Source organism: Microvirga subterranea, assembly GCF_003350535.1.
Classification (GTDB): Bacteria; Pseudomonadota; Alphaproteobacteria; order Rhizobiales; family Beijerinckiaceae; genus Microvirga; species Microvirga subterranea.
The window spans coordinates 816,423-836,114 of record NZ_QQBB01000001.1; the positions used below are offsets into that span (position 1 = coordinate 816,423).

The 19,692-nt window shown below is 67.0% G+C and carries 18 protein-coding genes and 1 tRNA gene; 11 read left to right on the forward strand and 8 right to left on the reverse strand.

Translation table 11 applies throughout. The annotated features are described in order from the left end of the window. Positions 1-92 precede the first annotated feature (92 nt). Positions 93-1,124 carry a cysteine synthase A gene (locus DES45_RS03880; RefSeq protein ID WP_114768628.1) on the forward strand — a complete coding sequence of 344 codons (1,032 nt, stop codon included), beginning with the start codon at positions 93-95 and terminating at the stop codon, positions 1,122-1,124. Positions 1,125-1,181: 57 nt separating this feature from the next. Here the strand turns inward: DES45_RS03880 and DES45_RS03885 are convergent, their stop codons facing one another. Next, complete coding sequence (locus DES45_RS03885; RefSeq protein WP_147282340.1) at positions 1,182-1,643, reverse strand: hypothetical protein; 462 nt, start codon at positions 1,641-1,643, stop codon at positions 1,182-1,184. A 112-nt stretch (positions 1,644-1,755) separates the two neighbouring features. Further along, positions 1,756-2,523, reverse strand: a complete 768-nt coding sequence (locus DES45_RS03890; RefSeq protein WP_114768630.1) for a sulfite exporter TauE/SafE family protein — start codon at positions 2,521-2,523, stop codon at positions 1,756-1,758. A gap of 197 nt (positions 2,524-2,720) precedes the next feature. Between DES45_RS03890 and DES45_RS03895 the strand changes: the two genes are divergently transcribed. Both DES45_RS03895 and DES45_RS03900 read left to right on the forward strand, forming a co-directional pair. After that, on the forward strand, positions 2,721-3,743 hold the full coding sequence (locus tag DES45_RS03895) for an NADP-dependent oxidoreductase (RefSeq protein WP_114768631.1): 1,023 nt from the start codon (positions 2,721-2,723) through the stop codon (positions 3,741-3,743). A gap of 63 nt (positions 3,744-3,806) precedes the next feature. Then, the gene (locus tag DES45_RS03900) at positions 3,807-4,067 is read left to right on the forward strand and encodes a hypothetical protein (RefSeq protein WP_114768632.1); all 261 of its coding nucleotides are present in this window, start codon (positions 3,807-3,809) and stop codon (positions 4,065-4,067) included. Between the two features lie 28 nt (positions 4,068-4,095). Here DES45_RS03900 and DES45_RS03905 read toward each other — a convergent pair whose 3' ends face one another. Together DES45_RS03905 and DES45_RS03910 are read right to left on the reverse strand one after the other, a co-directional pair. Next, on the reverse strand, positions 4,096-5,838 hold the full coding sequence (locus tag DES45_RS03905) for a coiled-coil domain-containing protein (RefSeq protein WP_114768633.1): 1,743 nt from the start codon (positions 5,836-5,838) through the stop codon (positions 4,096-4,098). A 74-nt stretch (positions 5,839-5,912) separates the two neighbouring features. Beyond that, positions 5,913-7,079, reverse strand: a complete 1,167-nt coding sequence (locus tag DES45_RS03910; protein ID WP_114768634.1) for a TAXI family TRAP transporter solute-binding subunit — start codon at positions 7,077-7,079, stop codon at positions 5,913-5,915. Positions 7,080-7,564: 485 nt separating this feature from the next. On the opposite strand from DES45_RS03910, the gene minC reads away from it, so the two are divergent. The 3 genes from minC to minE are packed head-to-tail and all read left to right on the forward strand — an operon-like array spanning position 7,565 to position 9,373. Further along, entirely contained in the window at positions 7,565-8,278 is a 714-nt protein-coding gene (gene minC / locus DES45_RS03915; RefSeq protein WP_245429724.1) for a septum site-determining protein MinC, read from the forward strand. A 19-nt stretch (positions 8,279-8,297) separates the two neighbouring features. Then, positions 8,298-9,113: a septum site-determining protein MinD gene (gene minD, locus DES45_RS03920; protein ID WP_114768635.1), complete on the forward strand. Its 816-nt coding sequence runs from the start codon at positions 8,298-8,300 to the stop codon at positions 9,111-9,113. Beyond that, positions 9,110-9,373, forward strand: a complete 264-nt coding sequence (gene minE / locus DES45_RS03925; protein ID WP_114768636.1) for a cell division topological specificity factor MinE — start codon at positions 9,110-9,112, stop codon at positions 9,371-9,373. The genes minD and minE overlap by 4 nt, the downstream gene beginning before the upstream one ends. A gap of 69 nt (positions 9,374-9,442) precedes the next feature. Here minE and DES45_RS03930 read toward each other — a convergent pair whose 3' ends face one another. The 4 genes from DES45_RS03930 to DES45_RS03950 form a co-directional block, all read right to left on the reverse strand. Then, on the reverse strand, positions 9,443-10,621 hold the full coding sequence (locus DES45_RS03930; RefSeq protein WP_114768637.1) for a thermonuclease family protein: 1,179 nt from the start codon (positions 10,619-10,621) through the stop codon (positions 9,443-9,445). Further along, positions 10,614-11,447, reverse strand: coding sequence for a hypothetical protein (locus DES45_RS25990; protein WP_147282341.1), 834 nt, complete (start codon positions 11,445-11,447; stop codon positions 10,614-10,616). The genes DES45_RS03930 and DES45_RS25990 overlap by 8 nt, the downstream gene beginning before the upstream one ends. 79 nt (positions 11,448-11,526) lie before the next feature. Beyond that, positions 11,527-11,865: a septal ring lytic transglycosylase RlpA family protein gene (locus DES45_RS03940; protein WP_114768838.1), complete on the reverse strand. Its 339-nt coding sequence runs from the start codon at positions 11,863-11,865 to the stop codon at positions 11,527-11,529. 698 nt (positions 11,866-12,563) lie between these two features. After that, positions 12,564-13,760 (reverse strand): MFS transporter, encoded by a 1,197-nt coding sequence (locus DES45_RS03950; protein ID WP_114768639.1) that lies wholly within the window; start codon positions 13,758-13,760, stop codon positions 12,564-12,566. Between the two features lie 266 nt (positions 13,761-14,026). On the opposite strand from DES45_RS03950, the gene DES45_RS03955 reads away from it, so the two are divergent. From DES45_RS03955 to DES45_RS25570, 5 genes are all read left to right on the forward strand, one after another. After that, positions 14,027-14,980 carry a DMT family transporter gene (locus DES45_RS03955; RefSeq protein ID WP_114768640.1) on the forward strand — a complete coding sequence of 318 codons (954 nt, stop codon included), beginning with the start codon at positions 14,027-14,029 and terminating at the stop codon, positions 14,978-14,980. Positions 14,981-15,088: 108 nt separating this feature from the next. Further along, positions 15,089-15,439 carry a hypothetical protein gene (locus DES45_RS03960; protein WP_114768641.1) on the forward strand — a complete coding sequence of 117 codons (351 nt, stop codon included), beginning with the start codon at positions 15,089-15,091 and terminating at the stop codon, positions 15,437-15,439. A gap of 163 nt (positions 15,440-15,602) precedes the next feature. Further along, positions 15,603-16,283, forward strand: a complete 681-nt coding sequence (locus DES45_RS03965) for a TerC family protein (RefSeq protein WP_114768642.1) — start codon at positions 15,603-15,605, stop codon at positions 16,281-16,283. 293 nt (positions 16,284-16,576) lie between these two features. Next, a tRNA-Arg gene (locus DES45_RS03970) sits at positions 16,577-16,653 on the forward strand. A 372-nt stretch (positions 16,654-17,025) separates the two neighbouring features. Further along, positions 17,026-19,692 (forward strand): HAMP domain-containing protein (locus DES45_RS25570; protein ID WP_245429727.1); only part of this gene is annotated, 2,667 nt, incomplete at its 3' end.

The following is a 19,692-nucleotide window of genomic DNA, read 5'->3' on the forward strand; positions in this document are numbered from 1 at the left end:
TTTTCCAGTGCCTTGAATCCTCCGGGCGGCTCTTCATCTCCCAGACGAACGGCTGCAATCCGCTTTCGCCGCAAAAAGAAGCGTAACACCCTATGACCATCAAACCTGACGTCCTTGCCGCGATCGGCGGCACGCCCCTGATCAAGCTCCGCCAGGCCTCGGAGCTGACCGGGTGCACGATCCTCGGCAAGGCGGAGTTCATGAACCCCGGCCAGTCGGTGAAGGACCGGGCGGCTCTCGCGATCATTCAGGATGCGGTCCGGCGCGGCGCCCTGCGTCCGGGCGGCGTCATCGTCGAAGGCACGGCCGGCAACACGGGGATCGGCCTCGCGCTCGTCGGCAACGCGCTCGGGTTCCGCACCATCATCGTCATTCCCGAGACCCAGAGCCAGGAGAAGAAGGACATGCTCCGCCTCGCCGGCGCGGAGCTGATCGAGGTTCCGGCGGTGCCCTACGCCAACCCGAACAACTACGTGAAGGTCTCGGGCAGGCTGGCCGAGCGTCTCGCCGCAAGCGAGCCCAACGGGGCGATCTGGGCGAACCAGTTCGACAACGTGGCCAACCGCCAGGGGCATATCGAGACGACCGGTCCCGAGATCTGGGAGCAGACCGACGGCAAGGTCGATGGCTTCATCTGCGCGGTCGGCACCGGCGGCACGCTGGCGGGCGTCGGCATCGCCCTGAAGGAGCGCAACCCGAAGGTCACGATCGGCCTCGCCGACCCGATGGGCGCGGCGCTCTACAGCTACTATACGACCGGCGAGCTGAAGGCGACCGGCTCGTCCATCACGGAAGGAATCGGCCAGGGCCGCATCACGGCCAATCTCCAGGATGCGCCCATCGACGTGGCGTTCCAGATTCCCGACGAGGAGGCGCTGCCGGTCATCTTCGATCTTCTGGAGCACGAGGGCCTGTGCCTCGGCGGCTCGTCCGGCATCAACGTCGCGGGCGCGATCCGTCTCGCGCGCCATCTCGGGCCGGGGCACACCATCGTGACCGTGCTGTGCGACTACGGCACGCGCTACCAGTCGAAGCTCTTCAATCCGGACTTCCTGCGCGCCAAGAACCTGCCGGTTCCCGAGTGGCTCGATCGTCGGAGCAGCATCGACCCGGGTCTGGTCTGACCCGTCATCGTGTCCGCGCGCTGCGCCGATTCCGAACAGCGCGCGGATGTTACAGGCTTACGCCGCAGGCGGAGTCTCGGTCTGCTCCGGAGCAGGCGTCGATCCGGGGGCGCTGCCCTCGGGACGCTGCGGCTGGTGATGCGGCTGCGAGCGCACGAGGTTCGCGGTCGGGCGGCTGGAGGCGGGCGCCGACGGCTTCGCGTTCGTCAGATGAAGATCGGTCTGGATGCTGTCGAGAAGATCGACGAGCCAGTTGTGGCCGGCCTGCAATCCGTCGCGGACGGCGGATTTCGCGATGTCGAGCTTCGCCGAGATCTCCATGGCGTTGCGCGACGGCAGAGCGACGAATTCCTGCTCGATCGATCCCAGCTCGCGCAGCAGCTCCTCACGCAGCCCGCGCTGCTCGTCGACCATGATCAGCGGCGACGTCAGCATGCCGCGCAGGGCAGCCCAGCGCAGGCCGAGAGCGCTGACCGATTGGGATCCTTCAAGTCCAGCCATATGTTTCGGTTCGGCCACGGCGTTGTCCTTTTTCACATGAGGGGAGAATCACAGGTCACAGCTAGTGTGACGCGTGTGGCGTGAATCGGGCAGCACCCGAAAAACGGGCCGCAAAATGCGGCCCGGAAGGTTAACGAATGAAGAAATAAAGCGTGAGCAGCGCGCCGACTGCGATCACGAGCCAGCGAATGGCAGCCGGAGGCAGGCGCCGGCCGAACACGACGCCGAGATATCCGCCGATCACCGATGCGCCACCGACGATGGCGGTCTCGCGCCAGCTCACGAGTCCCGCGATGATGAAGAGCACGACGGCCACGAGCTGGATCACGGTCGAGCAGAGATGCTTGGCGGAGTTGATCAGGTGGAAGTCGTCGCCCTCCGTGATCGCGAGCGCCGCCAGCATGACGATGCCCATGCCGGCGCCGAAGAAGCCGCCGTAGACCGCCACGATGAGCTGGAACGCGAGGCCCGCCGCCCACGCCTTCGTGGACGGGTGATGGCCCTCCTGGCGTCCGATGGTGCGGGCCAGCGCCACGATCTTCGGGCTCGCGGCGAAGAGCAGCGTCGCGAAGAGGAGCAGCCACGGCACGAGCTGGCGAAACGATGCATTGTCCGTGACGGTCAGGATGTAGGCGCCCGCGAGGCCGCCGATCAGGCTCACCACCCCGAGCGCCGCGAAGCGCCGGAGATTGGCCAGGAGCTCCTTGCGGTACGCCCAGGCGCTGGCGAGGTTCGCGGGCGTGACCGCCACTGCGCTCGTGGCGTTGGCGACGACCGGCGGCAGGCCCGCCGCGACGAGCGCCGAGAACGTGAAGAAGGTTCCTCCGCCCGCGATGGCATTGACGAGGCCGGCCGCGAGACCGGACGCGGCGAGGAGGAGCGCGGTTGAGAGATCCATGATCGTCAGTCTGCCGTCGTGAGATGCGCCGAACGGCCAGGACGGCCGCGGAACGGGGTTACAGGTTTTCCAGGCGCGAGAGACGAAAGTCCAGAGGAAAAACCGCATGGCGGCATGACGCCCGCGAACGGCCGCCGCGCACCTTGCCGGGCCGGGCAAGCGCGCAATCTAACCGGCCTTGAAGCGAGGAGCCTGCCATGCCCGATGCACAGAACCGCCGGATCGTCCTGGCCGCCCGCCCGAAAGGCGAGCCGAAGCCCTCCGACTTCCGCCTCGAGACTGCGCCGGTGCCCGAGCCGGCCGACGGACAGGTGCTGCTGCGAACCCTGTGGCTGTCGCTCGATCCCTACATGCGCGGCCGCATGAGCGCCGCGAAATCCTACGCCAAGCCCCTGGAGATCGGCGACGTGATGGTGGGCGGCACCGTGAGCGAGGTGGTGGAATCGAAGCTCCACGGCTTTGCGGCCGGCGACGTCGTGCAGGGCTATGCCGGGTGGCAGGACTATGCCGTTTCGGACGGGACCGGCCTGCGCAAGCTCGATCCGGGGCTGGCGCCGGTCCAGACGTCGCTCGGGGTTCTCGGCATGCCGGGCATGACCGCCTATACGGGCCTCATGAACATCGGGCAGCCCAAGCCCGGCGAAACCGTGGTGGTGGCGGCCGCGACCGGTCCCGTGGGATCCATGGTGGGCCAGATCGCGAGGCTGAAGGGGTGCCGCGCCGTCGGCATCGCGGGCGGGCCGGAGAAGTGCCGCCACCTCATCGAGGACCTGGGCTTCGACGCGGCGATCGACCACCGCTCGCCCGACATGCCCGAGCAACTGGCGCAGGCCTGCCCGAAAGGGATCGACATCTATTTCGAGAACGTGGGCGGCGCGGTGTGGAGCGCCGTGTTCCCGCTGCTGAACGACTTCGCCCGGATTCCGGTCTGCGGCCTGGTGGCCCATTACAACGATACGGCGCCCCCGCCCGGTCCGGACCGCCTGCCCCAGCTCATGAGCGCCGTGCTGTCCCGGCGCCTGACCCTGCGCGGCTTCATCGTCGGCGACTTCGCGTCCCAGGCGGAAGACTTCGGCCGCGAGGCCTCGCAATGGCTCCGAGAGGGCCGGATCAAGTATCGCGAAGACGTGGTGGACGGGCTCGAAAATGCTCCGCAGGCCCTGATCGGGTTGCTTCAGGGCCACAACTTCGGAAAACTTCTCGTGCGAGTGAAACAGTAGATTGCTGTGGATCGCGGGACTCGATTATTGCCTTGGTCCGGCCAAAGGCGGACTTTTAACGGCATGTCGAACGTGATCCCCTTCTCCTCGCGCTCCAAGCAGCGGACGCCTGCGGCATCCCCTGCGGAGGAGGAGAGAGCTGCGCTCGCTGCCGACCTGATCGCGCTGATCGATCAGGTCCGCGAGGTGACAGGGCGCGTCGCGGTCCTGCCGGGGCCGCGGCTCCACGTGGAGCAGACGGCCCAGCATCTCCTGGATGCGGCGACCGATCTCGAATCCGCCGCCGATGCCCTCACCGAGGGCGGGGAATGGGTGCCGTTCTAGCCCGGACCGACCGTCCGACAGGAACGTCTCACTTCAAGGCCTGCATGCGTTCTCCGGCCTGCCGGATGCCGAGGGCGAGCGCCCGGGCATAGAGATCGCGCGCCCTTGCCGGGTCCGGCCGGATGCCGAACGCCCCAAGCCCCGAGAGGACGTTCGGGTCGAACGTCTCGGCCAGCCGGAAGGCCGCCTGCGCGTTGCCGGCCTCCATCGAGCGCTCGAGAAGGAGCCTGGCCCCGCTTACGTCGCCGCTCCGGATGAGGGCATCGGCCCGCCGCACGAGGCGGTCCTCCGTCGCGGGCGGGGCGACCGGCGCGATGCCGCTCTGCGGCGCGATCCTGTCCGGAACGGCCTTGGGGCTGCTGCCGGGCAGGGACGCGACCGTGTCGGCCGGGCTCGACGGCGCGGGGACGGGTTGGTCGAAACCGGGCGCCATTCCGGCCGCCGCTACCTGGATCGGCTGCGCCGGGGGTGGCGGTTCGGCCTCAGCGCGCGGTCCTTCTCCGATCCGGAGCGGCGCGGCATCGGCCGCCAGCCTGAACAGGAGCGGCGCCGGCCCGCTCATATGGGCCTCCTGCGCAGCCTGCAGCGCATCCGTGGCGTCGGCGAGTTCACGGGTCACCGCGTCCGCCCGTGACCGTTCCTGCGCGAGCGCCTCGCTCAGGCTGGCCAGGTCGGCGGCCGCCTCGCGGGCCGCCAGCGCCTCACGGTCGGATGTTTCCTTCCTGAGGGCGGCTAAGTCGTTCATGGCGGCGTCGGCGCGCTCGCGCTCCCGCCGCAGGCTCTCCTCGAGATCCGTCATCTTGGCGGTCGTCGCGCCCGTGTCGCTGTCACGTGCGGCCTTGAGGCCGCCGATCTCGTCCTTGAGCACGGCGAGTTCATGCGCGGCCGCTTCGCTGCGTTCCCGTTCGCGGGCGAGGGCCGCTTGAGCGTCGGCCACCGCAGCGGCGTGATCGCCCTCGGCCCGGTCGCGTTGCGCCTGGAGCACCTCGAAGTCCTTCCGGAGATTGGTCAGCTCGAGCTCCAGGTCCTGACGGCGGGCGTCTCCGCCCTCCCGCTGCTGCTGCAGGGCGGCTTCGAGCTCCCGGGACTTGGCGATGGCGGCCGCCGCCGAGGCCGCTTCCGCCTCGCGGGCCTGCTGCGCCTTCGAGAGTTCCTCGGACACGCCGGAGAGTTCCTTGAGGGCGGCGTTGCTTTGCGCCTTCTCCTGTTCCAGCGCCGCCTGGAGTTCCGAGACGTCGGGGCCGGGCTGAGCCGCCGCGACGGAGCAGTTCGCATCCGGAGCGTTTCCGACCTCGGACTCCTTCGGCGCCGCACCCGGCTCAGGCTTCAGGTCGAGGGTCTGGAGCGCCGCGAGCAGGCTCGGCTCCTGCAGCCGGTCCGAGAGCACGATCGCGAGCGTCCCGGTCTCGATCGCGACCTTGAGCTGACGCTCGGCCTCCTCCAGGCGCCCGAGCCGGAGGGCGGCCTCCAGTTCGGCCGCGAAATGCCTGCGTTCCGGCGAGGTCATGAGGAGCGGCAGCAGGGCCGCGACGTCGTCCGGAACCAGGCCGGGAGATATCTGGGCTCCGGGCGCAGGGCCTATCGACGGTGCGCCACTCGACGCAGCCGCCATGCCCTCGGCCTTCGGGCCTGCCCCCATCGGGATTCCCACGAGGGCGATCAGGAGCGCCGCGGTCGATCCGCCATGGACCAGCGCGCTCGTCGACCGGGGCCGCGAAGGACGCTGCCCCCTGGAACGGACCGGCGCCATGGAATGGTCGCGTCCTGTCATGTCGGACCTCCTTCGGTAGCGCTCACCCGGGCCGGCGGACGGCGCCGGGGACGCGGAACCTGTCCTTTTTCTGCTCAATCCTGCCGGGTCGCTCTCCGGTTCCCCTTCTGGCGCTCGCTCTGCCAGGCGAGGAACTCACGGAACAGGGCCTCGCGCTGGGAGGGCGACACGGTGCTGCCGTTGCTCTGCAGGAAAGCTTCGAAGCTCCTGGACTGCTCGGGGGATGCCTTCGCGGCGACGGCGCGGTCGAGCCACTCCTGCGCAGGCTTCACGCGCTCCCACCCGGGCACCTCGGCCGCGAGGTTGACCTCCTTCCATTTCGGATGCCGTCCCGGCTGCAGGAACTCGTCGAAGCGCGAGAAGAAAGCGTCCACGAACCGCTTCACCCGGTTGTAGCGATCCGAGTTCTCCTGCCAGTTGAACACCGCCAGAAGGCTGCCGACCGCCAATGTCTCGACCGGCTTGTCCTCGTCGACGAGGCGCGGATAGTCGGCATTGGAGAACCGTGCCGGGAAGTAGGTTTCGGCGATCTCACCCTCGAACGGGATCGGCAGCAGGTGGAAGCGGCCTTCGCTCTGGAACTCCGCGATGGCGCGCACCGGCCGGCCGGCGACGTAGACGGCCGCCTGGATCTCGCCCGAGCGCAGGCGCTCGTAGGAGGAGCTCTGGTCGAAGGTGGTCACGTCGGGCTTGATTCCGAGCTTCTCGAAGATCAGGCGCGACGTGAGATTGGTGCCGCTGCCGACCTTGTCGATGTTCACCTTCTTGCCGTCGAGCTGGCGGATGTCGGTGATGTCGCGGCTCGCGATGATGTGGACTTCCTCGTTGTAGAGGCGCGTGATGTAGCGCAGCCGCCGGACCGCGTCGTTCTGGAGGTTTTCGGCCTTCAGCTCCTCGCGCGCATCCATCTGCACGATGCCGATGTCGACCCCGCGCAGGAACATCACGTCCCGCAGGTTCTGAAGGGATCCGCGGCCGATGATCGGCAGGATCCGCAGATTCTCCCCGTCGAGCACGTTCGCCAGGTCGGCCGCGATGCGGATATAGGTGCCGTCCGCCCCACCCGAGATGACGCCGACGGTGCCGGCGTTCATGCGGGTGAAGTTCGAAGAAGGAGCCGACTGGGCGGAGGCTCCGAGCGTTCCGAACAGAAGAGCCGCGGCTGCCGCAAGTGTTCGCGCGAGAACGCGCGTCGGCGCACGAGTGAAGGTTAAGAACAAGCCTGTGGCTCGACCGGACATGCAGACCTCCCCGGGCGCTCTTGCGCCTCGTATTGCTTCTCTCGTCTCTCGCAGCCAGGATGTGCCTGTGCCCACATCCCGGTGGATCAGGATTCAAAAGAGAGAAGTCATCGTATGCCGATCAAGGGTGCGGTCAATAAACGCTTTCATGCAGTGCAGTAATCAAAAAGAACATGCATTTACCCACGAGGTATAGGTTTTTAGATTTATATTCCTCCATCGGGTAAATCAGTCCAAGAATAGCAAAAATGCCCCGATCGGATACCGTGAATACGTAATCGCAAGCCCGATCACCGGAGGTCCCAGGGAGCGGGCCCGAAGGGGGAGAGCCGAGCCGCAGTTCCCCCGGGACTGGGGCGGCGGCGCACCAGGCCCAGGCCTTCCGGGCGGCCCAACAGTTAAAAATCTTGACGCCGCGGGCCGATCTTAACCGTCCATTAACCATAAAACGACGAAATCACAGGACAGCAGGAAATTGATCGCCCGTGACCATCGCAGTTCGCACCCGTCCCTCTCTTCGCTTTCGCGGCAAGTCCTTTCTGGCGCTTGTTCTCGCGCCGACCGTGCCGCTTCGTGACTGGCTCGAGGACCTCGACGCCGTCGCCAAGAACTCTCCCGGCTTCTTCAACGACCGGCCGATCATCGCCGACGTGTCCGCCCTCAAGCCGTCCAAGTCCGAGCTGAAGTTCTTCCTGGCTGCCCTCAGGATGCGCGACATCCGCATCATCGGCCTCGAAGGCGCCGCCGCGGCGGTGCTCGATTCCGACATGCCCGCCGCGGTCACCGGCGGCCGCCCGGCCGGCGACATCGATGCACCCGACCTCGAGGCGGTTCCGCTGCCGGTGGCGAGCTCGTCCCAGCCCGCGCCCACCACCGCGCTCCTGATCGAGGGCTCGGTCCGGTCGGGTCAGTCGATCATCCACACGGAAGGCGATGTGACGATCCTCGGTCATGTGGCGTCCGGCGCCGAAATCGTCGCCGGCGGCTCCATCCACATTTACGGTGCGCTGCGCGGCAGGGCCATCGCCGGCTGCACCGGGAGTTCCAAGGCCCGCATCTTCTGCAGAAAATTCGAAGCCGAGCTCATCGCCGTCGATGGGCTGTACAAAACGGCCGACGACCTCGGTTCCAAATACCGCGGTCAACCGATCCAGGTCAGCCTGGACGGCGACTCGATCATCCTGACAACCCTGGAATGAGACAGAAAGAGAGACAGCAATGGCCAAAGTCTTGGTCGTAACATCTGGCAAAGGCGGCGTTGGAAAGACGACCTCGACCGCGGCCTTGGGCGGTGCTCTCGCCCAGGGCGGCGACAAGGTCTGCGTCATCGACTTCGACGTCGGCCTCCGCAACCTGGATCTGGTGATGGGTGCCGAACGGCGCGTCGTGTTCGACCTCATCAACGTGGTGCAGGGCGACGCGAAGCTCAGCCAAGCCCTCATCCGCGACAAGCGCCTCGAGAACCTCTCGCTCCTGCCGGCGTCGCAGACCCGCGACAAAGACGCGCTGACCGAGGAGGGCGTCGCTCGTGTCCTCAACGACCTGCGCGAGAAGTTCGACTGGATCGTGTGCGACAGCCCGGCCGGCATCGAGCGCGGCGCGACGCTGGCCATGCGCCACGCCGATGTCGCGGTGGTCGTCACCAACCCGGAGGTCTCCTCCGTCCGCGACTCCGACCGCATCATCGGCCTGCTCGACTCGAAGACCGAGAAGGCCGAGAAGGGCGAGCGCATCGAGAAGCACCTGCTTCTCACCCGCTACGATCAGGCCCGCGCCGAGCGCGGCGAGATGCTCAAGAAGGAAGACGTGCTGGAGATCCTCTCCATTCCGCTCCTCGGCATCATCCCCGAGAGCGAGGAGGTCCTGCGCGCCTCGAACGTGGGGTCGCCCGTCACTCTCAACAACCCGAACAGCGGCCCGGCCCGCGCCTATTTCGATGCGGTCCGCCGGCTCAAGGGCGAGAGCGTCGAGATGATGATCCCCTCCGACAAGAAGGGCCTGTTCGGCAAGCTGTTCGGACGGAGGGCCGCATGAACCTGATGAGTTTCTTCAACCGGCGCACATCCGCGCCAGTCGCCCGCGAGCGGCTCCAGATCCTGCTGGCGCACGAACGCGGCATCGTCGGAGGCAAATCCGACCTCCTCGCCCAGCTGCGGGAGGAGATCCTCGCCGTCGTCGGCAAGCATCTGAGCATCGAGCGCGACAACGTTCAGGTGAAGATGAACCGCGGCGCCGATCTCTCGACCCTCGAGATCGAGGTCGAACTTCCGGGGCCCGAGGTTGTCCGCGTCTGATCGTCCCGGACACAACACCATCATCTGAGCCGGCGGCCTTCGTGCACGCCGGCTCAGGTCGTTATGAGCTCAGGGCTGCCGGGCCCACACCCCGGTCTGTGCGGCCCGTGCCTTCTCCTCGGTGGCCTTCAGCTCGGGGGTCGCCTCGGCCGTGGTCTTGCCGCCGCCGTTGAACAGCACCACCCGCGACAGGTCCTGCCCGTCGACCTGGCAGCGATAGCTCTCGCCCGCCTTCACCTGCTCGCAGGAGATCTCCCGCCCGCGCAGATACTGGGTCAGGTCGTCGGGCTTGCCGCCGCCCGGAGCCCACTCGACGCCGAACAGGCGCACGACCTCGCCGTCCAGCGACAGGGTCGCGGTGTCGATCACGTCCGGCACGCCGCGCAGGACGCGCCCACCCGTGGAAGGCGCGACGGCGGCGGTCTCGCTCGGGCCCTGTGCGGCCGATACCGTCCCGGTCGATGTCGGCTCCGCGAATTGGCTCCCGGCGTTCATGGTCTCAGCCGGCCGATCACGCCCGACGAGGAAGAACATGCCGACGCCGATGAGGGCCGCGAGCGCCAGGGCCCCGACCGCAAGGCCGCGCGCCGCGGACGGAGCCCGGTCCCTGCCGAACAGGTCCGGCAGCGGCTCGAGGTTCTTCGGCAGATCCACCCGGGCGTCCTGCAGCTTCGTGGCCCCGGCCCTGAGCGCCGGCTCGACCCACCGGCGCCGGGCGGCGCGCGTCCACAGGTGAAGGCGCGCCTTGCCCCGCCGCAGGCGGCGCAGATGGCCCGGCCGCGCAGGCGCGGCCATGGGGGCCGTCGGGCTTTCGGCGGGCGTGGCCTCTTCCGCCGCGCCCAGGTCGAGCCAGTCGCGCCGTCGGGGTGCGAGCCGGTCCGGAGCCGCGCCGCTCTCTGCCGCATGGGGCTGCTTGAACAGCATCGGACGCGTCCGGCGGATCTCTTCGAGCAGGTCCCTGATGGTGAAGGCGGTGTCGCGCCCGTCCTTCGTGTGGGTTCGGGGCTGCCCGGCATCGTCGACGACCGTGATCGCAAGCCCGCCTTCGGCCTCCCTGTAGCGGATCGAGGACTCGACGATCAGTTCCAGGGGGTAGCGGGCGTCGTCAGTCGGGTGGAAGTGCTCGACCTCGACGCGGATGATCTCGCGCACCCGCTCCCGGGCCGACGTCCAGGTTTTGTCCGACGAGGTTGCAGGATTGTCCGCGCGCCCTCCCGGATGCTGGGTGGAACGTTCGGGATCAATCATGGGACGAGCCCTCCTGTGCAAGATTTCGCCTGTCGCGGCCCTGGTTCAGGACGACGCTGTTTTCGGCCGTAATGATCGGTTGACTGCTCGCGAAGCTCACGACCAGCTGGAGCGCTCCGACGCCCTCCGTCCGCTTGTGGCGCCTTGGATTGGCAGCCATGAAATCGAACATGGTGTGCACCGTGCAGACCAAGCCAGTCGGCTCACACGCCACCTTCATTGTGTTCTCTTGAGGGCGATAGCTCCGCTCCGGCCAGCGGCGGGCGAAGCGGCTTTTTTCCCGGACCAACCGGCGCACGCTGATTGTGCGGCCGTGAAACACGACCCGGTCGCCATAGAAGTCGCCGGCCTCCGACAGGGCCTCCTGATTCGGCTCCGACCACGAGGCGAGATACCGGATCGCGAGGTCCCTGGCCGTCCGCTCGCTCGCGGCGAGCTGGCTCTCGGGCTCGTGCCGCGGCTGCGCGACCGTCGGCGCAGGCGGGGGAGGAGCCGCTGGCGGAGAGGTTTTGGGCGTTTCCGCCGATTGCGCAGGGGGTTGGGGAGCAGCGGGGGGCCGCTCGGGCTGGGCCGAGCGCACGGCCGGTTCACTCGGCTGCGGCGCGGGAGCGGCCTGCTGCGGCGGTGCCTGCGGGACGGCTTGGGGCGGGGTGGGTGGCGCGGCCGGCGCCGCCTGGGGTTCCACAGGCTTTGCGGGCGCGTTCAGATTGGCCGGCGGGTCGACCCAGACCCTGCCGCCCTGTGCAAAGGCCGCTCCCCCGCTCCCGATCAGAAGCAGGAGGAGCGCCGCATGGGATGATCCAAGACACCACCGAGACCGCATCATATCCTCCGAAGCCTCCCTCCTTCGAGGGGAGGGCCGGGGGAAGAAGCAGCAGGCGTCGCCTCGGGTTCCCGGGGGAGGCTTAAAGCTGCGCCAGCTCGACCGAGCCGACGCCGGAGATGCCGATCGCCTGGGCCGAGGCGCGGGAGAGGTCGATGACCCGGCCGTGAGCATAGGGACCGCGGTCGTTGATGCGCACCACGACCGACTGACCGGTCTTCCTGTTCACGACGCGGACCCGGGTGCCGAAGGGCAGGGTGCGGTGGGCCGCCGTCAGCTCGTTCGTGTCGAAGCGCTCGCCGCTCGCGGTGCGCTTGCCGTGAAATCCCGGTCCATACCAGGATGCTTTGCCGCTCTGGATCGTCGATCCGGAAGACTTCGATGACTCGGCATTCGCAATGCTCGGAGACAAAGTTGCCATGGCCGTGACGAATAGGCCCGCAAGCGCGAGCGTTTTATTGCGTTGATCCACGTTGCATTCCCTTGTTCTTATGCAAGGGCGGCCTGTTTAGGGTTTAATGAGGCGAGAATAAGACTTCGTAAAAAGTTCCTTATTGGCTGTGCGACAAAAGAACATCGCTCGGAGATGCCAAAAATATTGGACGTGAATGAGGCATGAACGCGGATATAGCCTCGGCTGTAGCGAATTACTGACGGAGAAAAGCTGCAGAGGAGCGGAACGGAGAGGCGCCGGCACTCTTGGGCGAATGGCTCCTGAAACGCGACCGCGGCTGTTCCGGCGGCTGCCATCCTGGCGCCGGGCTAATCCCCCATGGTTGCCGAGACCGATCCTGCGGGAAGAGGAGATGCCTGCCATGTCGAGACTGGCGATTGCGTGTGTGTTGGCCTTGGCTGCGACCACTGCCGACGCTCAAGAGGCTCCATCCGGACAATCGCACGCTCCGGCTGCACCGAGCACCAATGGAGTGCAGCCTCCTATCGGTCCAAAGGGAACGCAGTCGTTCCTGTTCGATGGGCGGATGAAAGGTGACGGGGTCCGGCAGGGGGCGCAGGTGGACAATCGTCACCCCAACGCTGGCGCAATCATCGTGCAACCGAAACCGGGCCAGCCGGAGCGCGAATGATGTGTCGGCGCATCCGTTCACCAGGGTCCGGACCTTAGTCCGCCGGGCGGACAGCCAGTTTCAGGCCGACGAGAAGCGCACCCGAGAGCAGGACGGTGACGAGGGCCACGACGCCCCACCAGCCGGACCGGGCCCAGAACACCCCGCCGAGCGTCCCGATGGCGCTCGAGCCGAGGTAGTAGCAGAAGAGGTAGAGGGCGGAGGCCTGGGCCTTTGCGGTGCGCGCCCGGTGGCCCACCCAACTGCTGGCGACCGAATGGGCGGCGAAGAACCCGAACGTCACGACCACCATGCCGGCGAGGATCAGCACGAGCGGATCGAAGAGGGTCAGAAGGGCGCCCACGAGGGTGACGGCGACCATGATCCAGAAGACGCGCGGTCGTCCGAGCCGGCCCGCGAGATCGCCGACCCAGGTCGAGCTGACGGTGCCGATCAGGTAGATGACGAAGATCGCCCCGATGGCCGTGTGGCTCAGCCCGTAGGGCGGCTCGATCAGGCGGTAGCCGAGGTAGTTGTAGAGCGTCACGAAGGCGCCCATGAGCAGGAAGGCCTCTGCGTACAGCGCCAGAAGGCCGCGGTCGCGCAGGTGGTCGGCGAAGGAGCGCGCGAGCTCGGCCGGATGGGCCCGGCGCGGGATGAAATGGACCGAGTTCGGGAGGCTGCGCCAGGCCAGGATCGCGGCGATCAGCCCGAGAACGCCGATCGTCCCGACCGCGAGCCGCCAGGAGCCGAGATCGGTGAGGGCGCCGGTCACGAGCCGTCCGGCCATTCCGCCGATCGCGTTGCCGCCGATGAAGAGACCCATGGCCAGCCCGATGGATTTCGGATGCACCTCCTCGCTCACATAGGCCATGGCGACGGCCGGCAGTCCGCTGAGGGTCACCCCCATCAGCACGCGGGCGACGAGAAGGACCGGCCAGTTCGGGGCCGCGGCCGACAGGATCGTCAGGACGGCCGAGGAGAGGAGCGAGGCGACCATGATCGGCTTGCGGCCCCAGACCTCCGACAGGGTGCCGGTGACCAGCATGGCGACCGCGAGCAGTCCCGTGGTGAGGGACAGGGACAGGCTGCTCGCCGCCGGGCTGACGTGGAACTCCTGCGAGAAGATGGGAAGCAGCGGCTGCACGCAGTAAAGGATCGCGAAGGTCGCGAAGCCCGCGGCGAAAAGGGCCAGGTTCAGCCGCCGGAAGGCGGGCGTTCCGCTCTCGAGGCGCTTCTTTTCTTCCTGCATGGAGCGGTCGGTCCTCCGATGGGGCCGCGAGCGACGCATGCGCTCACGTCAGTGGAGACGGGGCGGCGCAGCACCTTTAACGCGATCGGGGCCGTTGGGAACGCGCGCCGGGGCGGGACCGGCGGCCGATCCATTCCCTGGGGACATGGAGCGGGTGTCGCCTTTGCGCTTCTCTTCCGGCCCGAACGGGCTCTTAATCGGCCGGCCTTATTGCCTCCAGGCCCGGTCGCCAGGCGACCGGGCTTGCTTTTTGCGCGACATCGATAATGACCAGCTCCATTGCCTCGAAGGCGTCCGCGCCGGCTGCCGCCGGGCCGCAGACGCACGCCCTGCCGCTCCAGTCCCAGCTCCGCGGGACCCTGCTGATGGTCGGGTCCACGGTGTTCTTCTCCATCTCGGACGTGATCACCAAGGTCCTGGCGGGCACCCTTCCGCCAGTCGAGGTCGCCTGGCTGCGCTACGCCACCTTCACCCTGATGGTCATTCCGGTCCTGATGATGAACGGCGGCGGCTCGCTCCTGCGCTCCCATCGCCCCGGACTGCAGGTGTTGCGGGGCCTCGGGATGGTGGGCTCCTCGATCTTCTTCACGGCGGGGCTGCCCTATCTGGCGGTTGCCGATGCGACGGCGATCTACTTCATCTCGCCGATCCTGATCATGGCCCTGTCGGTGCTGTTCCTGGGCGAGACGGTGGGCTGGCGACGCTGGAGCGCCGCCTTCGTGGGCCTCGTGGGAGTCCTGATCGTCATTCGCCCCGGCACCAGCGCCTTCGAGGCGGCGGCGCTCCTGCCGCTCCTGGGCGCCACGAGCTGGGCCGCGGCCGCGGTGTTCACGCGCAAGATGAGCGGAGGCGACCACCCGCTCACGACCCTGGTCTACTCGGCCTTCGTCGGGTTCGCCGTGCTGACGCTCGCCCTGCCGTTCGCCTGGAGGACGCCCAGCGGGCAGGAGATCGCTCTCGGCCTGTGCATCGGCATCCTGTCCACCGCCGGGCACTGGCTGGTGATCCTGGCCTACCGGTATGCCAATGCGTCGGCCATCGCGCCGTTCTCCTACGTCCAGCTCCTCTGGGCGACCGTGCTCGGATATCTCACCTTCGGGTCGCTGCCGGACGTCTGGACGGCGCTGGGCGCATCCGTAATCGCCGCGAGCGGCCTCTACACCGCCTATCGTGAGCGGGTGCGGGCGATGGAGCAGCGGCGTGCGGAAGGACGGGCCTGACCGGCATCCGGGCGCCGACAGGCCCGAAAGGTTGCCCCTGGGGAGCCGATCCGGTACGGATGTGACATCTCTTTGCCCCAAGCACCCCTAGCTCAGCTGGATGGAGCGTTGGCCTACCCGCGCGTTTACCTCGGTCTCGTTCAGGCCTTCCTGGGAGTGCTCCTCCTGGCGCTGCTGCCGATCGCGACGCTGTCGGATCCGCAGGAGCCGTTCCCGCTTCAGCTCGCCGACCTGCTCGCATCCGCCGAAGCGGCCGAAGCGGGAGAGGCCGACGATGAGCCTGGCCCGGCCGGATGGGAGCAGGCCGGCGGCGGTTCCGACGATGCCGCATGGCTGAGCGTTTTCCCGACGCTGCACCGTGTCGCGGTCGATGCATGTGCCGGCCGGTATGGTGCAGACGAGCCGCCGCGCCCGAACGTCTCCGGCGCCCGGCGCGCGACAGGGCCGCCGCTGGCGTAAATCGTCCCGGTCGGGCCGCCGTCGCGGCGCTGCGGGACCCATGCCGCCGTCAGCGGTGGCGCGCCTCGCCTGTCCCACGAACATACCAGCTTCGCCGAGCCTTCCGTCGCATGAGCCGCTCTCGATGCGGCTGCCCGGACCGGCCGCCAAACGAACAATCGTCATGGAAACCCTCGTTCCCCAACTCATCAAGATCCTCGGGATCATCTGGATCAACGTCATCCTCTCCGGCGACAACGCCGTGGTCATCGCCCTCGCGTGCCGCGGGTTGCCCCCTGACAAGCGCCGCACCGGCATGGTCCTCGGGGCCGGCGTCGCGGTCGGTCTGCGCATCGTCTTCACGGTCCTCGTGGCGGCCCTCCTGTCCACCCCGTTTCTCAAGGTGGTCGGCGGGCTGCTCCTCCTCTGGATCGCCGTCCAGCTCCTCACGGGCGACGACGGGGAAGGGGAGGTCAAGCAGACCGACCGTCTCTGGCATGCGGTCTGGACGATCGCCGTGGCCGATGCGGTCATGAGCCTCGACAACGTGCTCGCCATCGCGGCGGTGGCGAAGGACTCGACCCTGCTCCTCGTGCTGGGACTGGCGATCTCCATCCCGCTGATCGTGGCCGGAGCCGCGCTCATCATGGCGCTGCTGGACCGGGCCCCCATCCTGATCTGGGCGGGCGCCGCCCTCCTGGGCTGGGTCGCCGGCGACATGATCGTGTCCGACCCGTGGCTGGTCGGGCGGCTCGGCGAGGAACTGGCCCACCGGGCCGAAATCCCAGTGGCGATCGCGGCGGCGGCGGCGGTTCTCGGGGCGGGCTATCTGCTGCGGCAGCGCTCCGCGACCCACGAGGCATGAGGCGAGGGAGACGGCGATGATCGGCTTTCACATCTCTGAAACGGTGATCTTCTGGTTCAATGCCATCGTCACCTCGGCGGGCGTCGCGTCCGCCTGGGTGAACCTGATCATGAACCTGGACAAGCTGTTGTGACGACACGGCTCCGGGGCGCCGACCCGGCCCCGGAGCCACCTCCACGACGCCGTTTCGACAGGCATCCTTTCGGCCCGACCCGCCCGGCGCCCATGTCCCTCAGAGAGGTTGCCCTCCGGCCCCTAATCGGGTAGGGAAGAGAACAGGCCCAAGGCCCCACGCACCCGTAGCTCAGCTGGATAGAGCGTTGCCCTCCGAAGGCAAAGGTCACACGTTCGAATCGTGTCGGGTGCGCCATTTTCCCGAATCCGCGGTATCTTTTCTTGCCTATGTCGGGCTCTGCGGCAGCGTGACCGGGGCGCCCGGACCGGAATTCATTTGAAATTTCAGGTCATTCATCCGAAGGCACTGCATTGCACAAGACAGCCGATAGCCGGCCGTAGCGTCGATACAGTGAATTTCAAGCCTCCGATGACATAATATTACCACAAGCCTTGTTGCTCACAGATGGTCATCTAGACTCCGATCGGCGCAACCTTATTTACCACGCCGATCAAGTGCCGGCCGCCGACTTTATTTATCGGTTGCCAACACAGGGGTTTCAAAGACCTATGACCTGAAGAAAAATGTCCTCAATCGTCGCGATACGAGCGTAGGTACGGGAAGACCATGGCACAAAACGAAAACGCTGCCCTCCAGCTTGACAGCAAGATGCTCCTCAAGGCCTTGCGAGCCTTCAGAAAGGGCGACTTCTCCGTACGGCTGCCGCTCGATCTGACGGGGATCGACGGAGAGATCGCCGAAGCCTTCAACGACGTGGTGGAGCTCAACCAGGGCCTGTCCCAGGAACTGGAGCGCATGTCCAAGGTCGTCGGCAAGGAGGGGCAGATCGGCGAGCGGGGCAAGCTGCCGTCCGCCCGGGGTTGCTGGAGCGACTGCATCGAGTCCGTCAATGCCATGATCGGCGATCTGGTCCAGCCGACCACCGAGGTGGCCCGCGTCATCGGGGCGGTCGCGAAGGGCGACCTCAGCCAGGCCATGCAGCTGGAGATCCAGGGCCGTCCCCTGCGCGGCGAGTTCCTGCGCATCGGCAAGGTGGTCAACACCATGGTGGGCCAGCTCAACTCGTTCGCATCCGAGGTGACCCGCGTGGCGCGCGAGGTGGGCACCGAGGGCAAGCTCGGCGGCCAGGCCCAGGTGAAGGGCGTCGCCGGCACCTGGAAGGACCTGACCGACAACGTCAACATGATGGCGGCCAACCTCACCGGCCAGGTCCGCAACATCGCGGACGTGACGACTGCGGTGGCGAACGGCGACCTGTCGAAGAAGATCACCGTCGACGTCAAAGGCGAGATGCTGGAGCTGAAGAACACCATCAACACCATGGTGGACCAGCTCAACTCCTTCGCCTCCGAGGTGACCCGCGTCGCCAAGGAGGTGGGCTCGGAAGGAAAGCTCGGCGGACAGGCGCAGGTGAAGGGCGTCGGCGGCGTCTGGAAGGGCCTGACCGACAACGTGAACATGATGGCCGCGAACCTGACGGGTCAGGTGCGCGGCATCGCCGAGGTCGTGACCGCGGTCGCCGAAGGCAACCTCACCCGCAAGCTCACCGTGGAGGCCAAGGGTGAGATCGCGGCGCTCGCCGACACGATCAACAGCATGATCGAGACGCTCGCGACCTTCGCCGACCAGGTGACGAACGTGGCCCGTGAGGTGGGAATCGAAGGCAAGCTCGGCGGCCAGGCCCGCGTGCCCGGCGCCGCCGGCCTGTGGCGCGACCTGACCGACAACGTGAACATGATGGCCGCCAACCTGACCGGCCAGGTGCGAAACATCGCCGAGGTGACCACGGCGGTGGCGACGGGCGACCTGTCGAAGAAGATCACCGTCGACGTCAAAGGCGAGATGCTCGAGCTGAAGAACACCATCAACACCATGGTGGACCAGCTGAACTCCTTCGCGTCCGAAGTGACCCGCGTGGCGCGCGAGGTGGGCTCTGAAGGAAAACTCGGCGGACAGGCGCAGGTGAAGGGCGTCGCCGGCACCTGGAAGGACCTGACCGACAACGTCAACATGATGGCCGCGAACCTGACGGGTCAGGTGCGAAACATCGCGGATGTGACGACCGCAGTCGCGAATGGCGACCTGTCGAAGAAGATCACCGTGGACGTGAAGGGCGAACTTCTCGAGTTGAAGTCGACCATCAACACGATGGTGGACCAGCTGAACTCCTTCGCATCCGAAGTGACCCGCGTCGCGAAGGAGGTGGGCTCCGAGGGCAAGCTCGGCGGCCAGGCCCAGGTGAAGGGTGTCGGCGGCGTCTGGAAGGGCCTCACCGACAACGTCAACATGATGGCCGCCAACCTCACCGGCCAGGTCCGTAACATCGCGGATGTGACGACCGCGGTGGCGAACGGCGACCTGTCCAAGAAGATCACGGTCGACGTCAAAGGCGAGCTTCTGGAGCTCAAGAACACCATCAACACCATGGTGGATCAGCTGAACTCGTTCGCATCCGAAGTGACGCGCGTCGCCAAGGAGGTGGGCTCGGAGGGTAAGCTCGGTGGTCAGGCGCAGGTGAAGGGTGTCGGCGGGACCTGGAAGGATCTCACCGACAACGTGAACCTCATGGCCGCGAACCTCACCGGCCAGGTGCGCGGCATCGCCGAGGTCGTGACGGCGGTGGCGACGGGCGATTTGTCGAAGAAAATTACCGTCGTGGTCGAAGGCGAAATGCTGGAGCTGAAGTCGACCATCAACACCATGGTGGACCAGCTCAACTCGTTCGCGTCCGAGGTGACCCGCGTGGCGCGTGAGGTGGGCTCCGAAGGAAAGCTCGGCGGCCAGGCCCAGGTGAAGGGCGTCGGCGGCACCTGGAAGGATCTCACCGACAACGTCAACATGATGGCCGCCAACCTCACCGGCCAGGTCCGTAACATCGCCGACGTGACGACCGCGGTGGCGAACGGCAATCTCTCCAAGAAGATCACCGTCGACGTCAAAGGCGAGATGCTGGAGCTGAAGAACACCATCAACACCATGGTGGATCAGCTCAACTCGTTCGCGTCCGAGGTGACCCGCGTGGCGCGCGAGGTGGGCTCGGAAGGAAAGTTGGGCGGCCAAGCCCAGGTCCAGGGCGTCGCCGGCACCTGGAAGGACCTCACCGACAACGTGAACTCCATGGCCGCCAACCTCACCGGCCAGGTCCGTAACATCGCCGACGTGACGACGGCGGTGGCGAACGGCAATCTCTCCAAGAAGATCACCGTCGACGTCAAAGGCGAGATGCTGGAGCTGAAGAACACCATCAACACCATGGTGGATCAGCTCAACTCC

Bases quoted from the DNA above. Each gene is read 5' to 3' on its own strand.
- DES45_RS03880 (WP_114768628.1), top strand. From the start codon at position 93: ATGACCATCAAACCTGACGTCCTTGCCGCGATCGGCGGCACGCCCCTG.
- DES45_RS03890 (WP_114768630.1), bottom strand. From the start codon at position 2,523: ATGGATCTCTCAACCGCGCTCCTCCTCGCCGCGTCCGGTCTCGCGGCC.
- DES45_RS03895 (WP_114768631.1), top strand. From the start codon at position 2,721: ATGCCCGATGCACAGAACCGCCGGATCGTCCTGGCCGCCCGCCCGAAA.
- DES45_RS03900 (WP_114768632.1), top strand. From the start codon at position 3,807: ATGTCGAACGTGATCCCCTTCTCCTCGCGCTCCAAGCAGCGGACGCCT.
- DES45_RS03905 (WP_114768633.1), bottom strand. From the start codon at position 5,838: ATGACAGGACGCGACCATTCCATGGCGCCGGTCCGTTCCAGGGGGCAG.
- DES45_RS03910 (WP_114768634.1), bottom strand. From the start codon at position 7,079: ATGTCCGGTCGAGCCACAGGCTTGTTCTTAACCTTCACTCGTGCGCCG.
- minD (WP_114768635.1), top strand. From the start codon at position 8,298: ATGGCCAAAGTCTTGGTCGTAACATCTGGCAAAGGCGGCGTTGGAAAG.
- minE (WP_114768636.1), top strand. From the start codon at position 9,110: ATGAACCTGATGAGTTTCTTCAACCGGCGCACATCCGCGCCAGTCGCC.
- DES45_RS03930 (WP_114768637.1), bottom strand. From the start codon at position 10,621: ATGATTGATCCCGAACGTTCCACCCAGCATCCGGGAGGGCGCGCGGAC.
- DES45_RS25990 (WP_147282341.1), bottom strand. From the start codon at position 11,447: ATGATGCGGTCTCGGTGGTGTCTTGGATCATCCCATGCGGCGCTCCTC.
- DES45_RS03940 (WP_114768838.1), bottom strand. From the start codon at position 11,865: ATGGCAACTTTGTCTCCGAGCATTGCGAATGCCGAGTCATCGAAGTCT.
- DES45_RS03950 (WP_114768639.1), bottom strand. From the start codon at position 13,760: ATGCAGGAAGAAAAGAAGCGCCTCGAGAGCGGAACGCCCGCCTTCCGG.
- DES45_RS03955 (WP_114768640.1), top strand. From the start codon at position 14,027: ATGACCAGCTCCATTGCCTCGAAGGCGTCCGCGCCGGCTGCCGCCGGG.
- DES45_RS03965 (WP_114768642.1), top strand. From the start codon at position 15,603: ATGGAAACCCTCGTTCCCCAACTCATCAAGATCCTCGGGATCATCTGG.